Annotated in this window: 8 protein-coding genes and 1 tRNA gene; 6 read left to right on the forward strand and 3 right to left on the reverse strand. The window is 60.8% G+C overall.

Annotated features, from left to right (window positions below):
- Positions 1-400: 400 nt before the first annotated feature.
- Positions 401-595, forward strand: a complete 195-nt coding sequence (locus E8A46_RS11755; RefSeq protein WP_291560672.1) for a hypothetical protein — start codon at positions 401-403, stop codon at positions 593-595.
- Positions 596-887: 292 nt separating this feature from the next.
- Here the strand turns inward: E8A46_RS11755 and E8A46_RS11760 are convergent, their stop codons facing one another.
- The gene (locus tag E8A46_RS11760; protein WP_291560674.1) at positions 888-1,427 is read right to left on the reverse strand and encodes a BA14K family protein; all 540 of its coding nucleotides are present in this window, start codon (positions 1,425-1,427) and stop codon (positions 888-890) included.
- A gap of 97 nt (positions 1,428-1,524) precedes the next feature.
- Positions 1,525-1,662 carry a peptide ABC transporter permease gene (locus E8A46_RS11765; RefSeq protein ID WP_291560676.1) on the reverse strand — a complete coding sequence of 46 codons (138 nt, stop codon included), beginning with the start codon at positions 1,660-1,662 and terminating at the stop codon, positions 1,525-1,527.
- Positions 1,663-1,825: 163 nt separating this feature from the next.
- Between E8A46_RS11765 and E8A46_RS11770 the strand changes: the two genes are divergently transcribed.
- From E8A46_RS11770 to E8A46_RS11780, 3 genes are all read left to right on the forward strand, one after another.
- A complete protein-coding gene (locus tag E8A46_RS11770) occupies positions 1,826-2,275 on the forward strand; it encodes a VOC family protein (RefSeq protein WP_291560677.1) in 450 nt (149 codons plus the stop codon).
- Positions 2,242-2,514: a hypothetical protein gene (locus E8A46_RS11775; RefSeq protein WP_291560678.1), complete on the forward strand. Its 273-nt coding sequence runs from the start codon at positions 2,242-2,244 to the stop codon at positions 2,512-2,514. The genes E8A46_RS11770 and E8A46_RS11775 overlap by 34 nt, the downstream gene beginning before the upstream one ends.
- A gap of 169 nt (positions 2,515-2,683) precedes the next feature.
- Positions 2,684-3,331: a glutathione S-transferase N-terminal domain-containing protein gene (locus E8A46_RS11780; protein WP_291560679.1), complete on the forward strand. Its 648-nt coding sequence runs from the start codon at positions 2,684-2,686 to the stop codon at positions 3,329-3,331.
- Positions 3,332-3,382: 51 nt separating this feature from the next.
- Here E8A46_RS11780 and E8A46_RS11785 read toward each other — a convergent pair whose 3' ends face one another.
- A complete protein-coding gene (locus E8A46_RS11785) occupies positions 3,383-3,640 on the reverse strand; it encodes a PilZ domain-containing protein (RefSeq protein WP_291560682.1) in 258 nt (85 codons plus the stop codon).
- 328 nt (positions 3,641-3,968) lie between these two features.
- On the opposite strand from E8A46_RS11785, the gene E8A46_RS11790 reads away from it, so the two are divergent.
- Together E8A46_RS11790 and E8A46_RS11795 are read left to right on the forward strand one after the other, a co-directional pair.
- Positions 3,969-4,043 (forward strand) — tRNA-Glu (locus tag E8A46_RS11790).
- A gap of 167 nt (positions 4,044-4,210) precedes the next feature.
- Entirely contained in the window at positions 4,211-4,468 is a 258-nt protein-coding gene (locus E8A46_RS11795) for a PilZ domain-containing protein (protein ID WP_291560684.1), read from the forward strand.
- Positions 4,469-4,568 lie beyond the last annotated feature (100 nt).

The raw sequence follows: 4,568 nt of genomic DNA on the forward strand, positions 1-4,568 counted from the left end.
CACCGGAATCACCCGGCATTCCCCGCGCAATGGTTTTACGGTTTCCTTCGTGCTCTCCCCGGTGATCGGCTTGTTGACACCGTCACTGGCGAAGTGACCTCCGCCAGTTTGACGCCAGCGCCGAGGCGTCAGGACCACACGACTTCGCCGTCCGCCTCAAGCGCCATTCGTCAAGAGCGCTATCCGCGTCCACCGCATCCCGCCCCGCGCTTGTGACGATCGCGAAACGCCCTCATGAGGAGCGGGACCGAATCAAAATATCTCTGCGTCTACCCGGCCGTCAAGAGAAACTTCTGAAATTCCGAAATTGGTCAGGGGTGCGGATCGTTGATCTCGCTCAAGGCATCCAGCTCTTTAAAAGGGCAGATTTCTCGTGGTCAGCGATGACTTGGAGAAGACAATGACAAACCAGAAAGCTGCCATCGCCAATGATGCGACTGACAGCACGACCCCACCGAGCAGTCCGAAGACAGCGCAGGCTTCCGATAAAAAAACATTCATATCCGACGAACGCCGCGTTCAGGATGCCCTTGAGGACGACGAGGTCAGGGAGGCGTTGCGCGCCTCCCACAAAGCGGGAAAGGCTGCCAAATGAGGCGGCCTTCGGCCCTTGTGGATTTCTTGAATGATCGCGCCGCCTATAGCCTTTTCCGTTTCGATTGAATCGGAACGGAGGCTCTAGCTTTTTGTTTTGACGCGTTTTCTTTACGCGAACCGGGACCCACTTCGCTGGAAAACGCTCTAGCGGCGCGGGCGAGCATTCTTGGCCTCTTCGGACGGCCTTCGACCGGTTCAACTGAATTATCGCGCGTGGGCACTACGCTGATCAATCGCGGCAACAAAAAAGAGCGGCTCCTGCGAGCCGCTCTTTCGGTTTTCTCGATCGCTTATTGGCAGAGGTGCCTCAACCCGTCAAAGCCCAGATACGTTCCGGAAGCCGGATCGTAGGAACGATAGCGCTGCGCGCAGTAGGATGCGTCGCCGCCGGAACTCACCACGACCTCGGAATCGACCGGGTATCCGGCATCATAGCCATTGTCATAGCCATTATACGCGTAGTCGTCGCCGTAGTAAGAGGGATCGTAGCCGTAGCCCAGTGCGCTACCGGCCGCTAATCCGGCCACGAAACCCGCGCCGGCGCCGAAGCCGCGATCATGCCCCCGGAACCCGCGATCGCCGCGGAAACCACCCTGGGCGAATTGCCCATTTTGCACATTGCCACGTCCGGCGAAGGTCGCGCCATTCATGCCGCCGACCCGGCCGGCGCCAATGCTGGCCTGCGCGCCACGGAATGCGCCGCCGCCGCCGCCGACATGCACGCCACCGACATGCATCCCGCCGCCGTGCGCCTGTTGCGCAAAGGCCGGGCTTGCAATTGCCAACGAGAGTGACAGGGCCGTGGCCCCGAGGATACCAAGTCTCGACATCGCGTTTTCTCCATCAAAGGTTATGGTGGGAAACATCGGCGCGGGACGATCGTTCCGATCTTTTTCAAAGATGTGAAGATGTCGCAGGGAACGACGATCAGCGCGCGATCATCAGAATGAACGCAACAACGACGGTTCCCACCAGGCCCGCCACAAAGATGGCTCGACGGGCCGGCGTGTTCAGGATGATCTCGCCTCCCCGCGCTTTTTCGGCCGGGTACGGTTTTTGATCCATGATTCACCTCTGCCTTGATCAAAGGTCTTGCCTGATCAAAATCCGCCAAGCCTGATGGTTCCACCAGATGCGCGCGAAACGCCCTGCCCTCACGGGCATTTTGCTGCTATTGAGTTCCCCCGAAAACCAACGGCAATCTCTTCAATCTCTCCCGGGAGCAACCATGCGTTATCTTCACACCATGCTGCGCGTACGCAATCTCGATGCCGCGCTGAAGTTCTATTCTGACGCCCTCGGATTGAAGGAGGTTCGCCGCATCGACAACGACAAGGCGAAATTCACGCTGGTGTTCCTGTGCGCCCCCGAAGACGAAGGCATCCTGAAGGCCTCCCCGGGGCGCGGCGCGCCACTGGTCGAGCTCACTTATAACTGGGAGGAAGAAAAATACGGTGAGGACCGCTATTTCGGTCATCTCGCCTATGAGGTCGACGACATCTACGCGACCTGCGCGCGTCTGATGAAACTCGGCATCACCATCAATCGCCCGCCGCGCGACGGGCAGATGGCCTTCGTCCGCTCGCCGGACCTGCATTCGATCGAACTCTTGCAAAAGGGCGATGCCAAGCCTCCGGCGGAGCCGTGGACCTCGATGCCGAACACCGGTCACTGGTAAGCGGCTTTGCGGGCCGCGCGAGCGCGCCCAAAACTCTGCTCAAGGCGGAAGGTTCCGAAACTATCGTTTGCTCCAGGATTTTCGTCTCTCAGCCTGCGCGGAACCTGACCTCCGGTGTTGCGTTCTTGAATCCATCTGAGGAACTGATGGAGACGATGATGGGACGCGGAATTTTGCTCTGGCTGTTGGGCGTACCAATTCCGGTGATCATTTTGTTGTGGTTGTTCTTCGGCCGTTGAGGCCAGGCGGTCGTAACAAGCTTGCGTAAATCAGGCTCCGCTGACGGCGGAGCCTGATTTTTTTTCGCGACCCCGCCGGGCGTCATGCTGCCATCGCGATGAGAGACGCGCTTTTTTTCGAAAATTCCGATATCACCCCCGACGGGTCAATCGTCGGGAGCGGAATATCGTGTCGAACGACAATCAAGGTCGGCTCACGATCTGGGGTCGGGCCAATTCGGTCAATGTCCAGAAAGTGCTTTGGTGCCTGCGCGAGCTCGATCTTGCCTATGAACGCGTCGATGCCGGCATGGCGTTCGGCAAGAACCGCGAGCCGGAATATCTCGCGATGAATCCCAACGGGCGTGTGCCGACCCTGGTGGACGGCGATTTCGTGCTCTGGGAATCCAATTCGATCATGCGTTACCTTGTGCTGGCCTACCGGCCGCAATCGCCGCTTTACCCGCAGGCGCCGAAGCTGCGCGCGGGCGTCGACCGCTGGCTCGACTGGACGCTCTCGACATTGCAGCCGGTCGACCGTCCGGTGTTCTGGGCGCTGGTGCGAACCCCGCTCGAACAACGCGACATGGTCGCGATCCAGAACGATGCCGACGCCGAGGCCGCGCAATGGCGCGTCGTCGACGCGCAATTGGCAACGCGACGCTTCATCGAAGGCGAGGAATTCACGCTGGCCGATATCGCGCTGGGCGCCTATGCCAGGCGCTGGTTCGGCGTCGAGGGCATCAGCAAGCCGAAGCTTGCGCATCTGGAGCGCTGGTTCGCCCAATTCGGCAGCCTGCCCGGATTTGTGCAGTTCATCGCGCCGCCGATGTCGTGATGTTCCGTCGGCCGTTCACCACGGCAGCACGCCGTGCTGAGACCGGCGCCGCTACCTGACGAATTTGACGCCGAGCGATTTTCCGCGACGCCACATCACTTCGCAGCGCCGGCCGGTTTTTGCATCGCGCGAGAATGCCAGCCGCAAATTGCCTGCGAGCACGCTGGCATCCTCGACCGTGATCTTCGCACCGGCCGAGGACAGGTCATGCACCATGCATGGACGCGCCGCGAAGCCGCCGTCGAGGGTGATCCACCCCGCCTGATGCACTGACTTGCGCGCTTCGCGTTTCTTGCTGGCTGCGGCCATTTCTTGCTTTCGGCGGAAAATATTCCCGGTTCCTCCCTTAGCCCACCGGGGCTTTAAAAACCGTTGCGAACTGCCAAAGAACGCCTGCGCCGGCAGCTTCGGCACATCTCACATTTTGCCGCCAAAACCGGCTTCCGCGCGACTTGCCCGGGCGTCCAAACGCCACTATACGTTCGCCCGCCGCAAGTCAGACCGCATCACCGGGGTCGCCGTGTGGCACGGCGCCAGCGCGGCCTCAAGGCGTTGATTTGCCGGGTATATTTGTCTTGGGTCCAAAGCGAAGCGGCGATGCCGCGGCCCGATCGGCCGTGGCGAAGCAGGCGTTCTCGCTCCCTTCGTCTATCGGTTAGGACGCCACCCTTTCACGGTGGAGAGAGCGGTTCGATTCCGCTAGGGAGCGCCACAAGCGCCAAACGGGAAATCCAGCAGACTCAACGAATTATCGCGCCGGCGAAGGCTTTGCCATGCGGTTCGGCTCGCTGTGAACAACGGCACGATCACTGCAATCCGTCGATCTTTCTCAACCCTTTGGTAAGCCCGCGGCGATACGGCTGGGCCGGGGATGATGTGATGGCTTTAGGGTCCAAGAAGCGCGAAACGCGCAAATCGCTGCGTCAATCCGGCTGGATCACGCTCGACGGCGGATTCGCCGCGCGGCCTTGCGTGGTCGAGGATATTTCCTCGTCGGGCGCGAAGATCATCGTTGAGGACAACAACACGCTGCCGGCCAAGCTGCGGCTGGCGTTTTCGCGCGATGCCCGCACCGGGCGCGCCTGCGAAGTGGTCTGGCGCGAGGGCAGGACGTTCGGCGTCAGATTCGTGCGCTAGCCTGATCGGCCGACGCGCGATAAAAGGCGGGATGCGCAAGAGCTGCTTCGCCATCCTCGCCGTGCTGCTTCCCGCCGCTGCGTTCGCGCAAGCCGGCGAC

The sequence above is a fragment of the Bradyrhizobium sp. genome (assembly GCF_004799445.1).
Lineage (GTDB): Bacteria > Pseudomonadota > Alphaproteobacteria > Rhizobiales > Xanthobacteraceae > Bradyrhizobium.

Excerpts from the sequence above, each read along its gene's own strand:
- E8A46_RS11795 (WP_291560684.1), top strand. The coding sequence starts at position 4,211 with ATGGCTTTAGGGTCCAAGAAGCGCGAAACGCGCAAATCGCTGCGTCAA.
- E8A46_RS11755 (WP_291560672.1), top strand. The coding sequence starts at position 401 with ATGACAAACCAGAAAGCTGCCATCGCCAATGATGCGACTGACAGCACG.
- E8A46_RS11785 (WP_291560682.1), bottom strand. The coding sequence starts at position 3,640 with ATGGCCGCAGCCAGCAAGAAACGCGAAGCGCGCAAGTCAGTGCATCAG.
- E8A46_RS11760 (WP_291560674.1), bottom strand. The coding sequence starts at position 1,427 with ATGTCGAGACTTGGTATCCTCGGGGCCACGGCCCTGTCACTCTCGTTG.
- E8A46_RS11770 (WP_291560677.1), top strand. The coding sequence starts at position 1,826 with ATGCGTTATCTTCACACCATGCTGCGCGTACGCAATCTCGATGCCGCG.
- E8A46_RS11765 (WP_291560676.1), bottom strand. The coding sequence starts at position 1,662 with ATGGATCAAAAACCGTACCCGGCCGAAAAAGCGCGGGGAGGCGAGATC.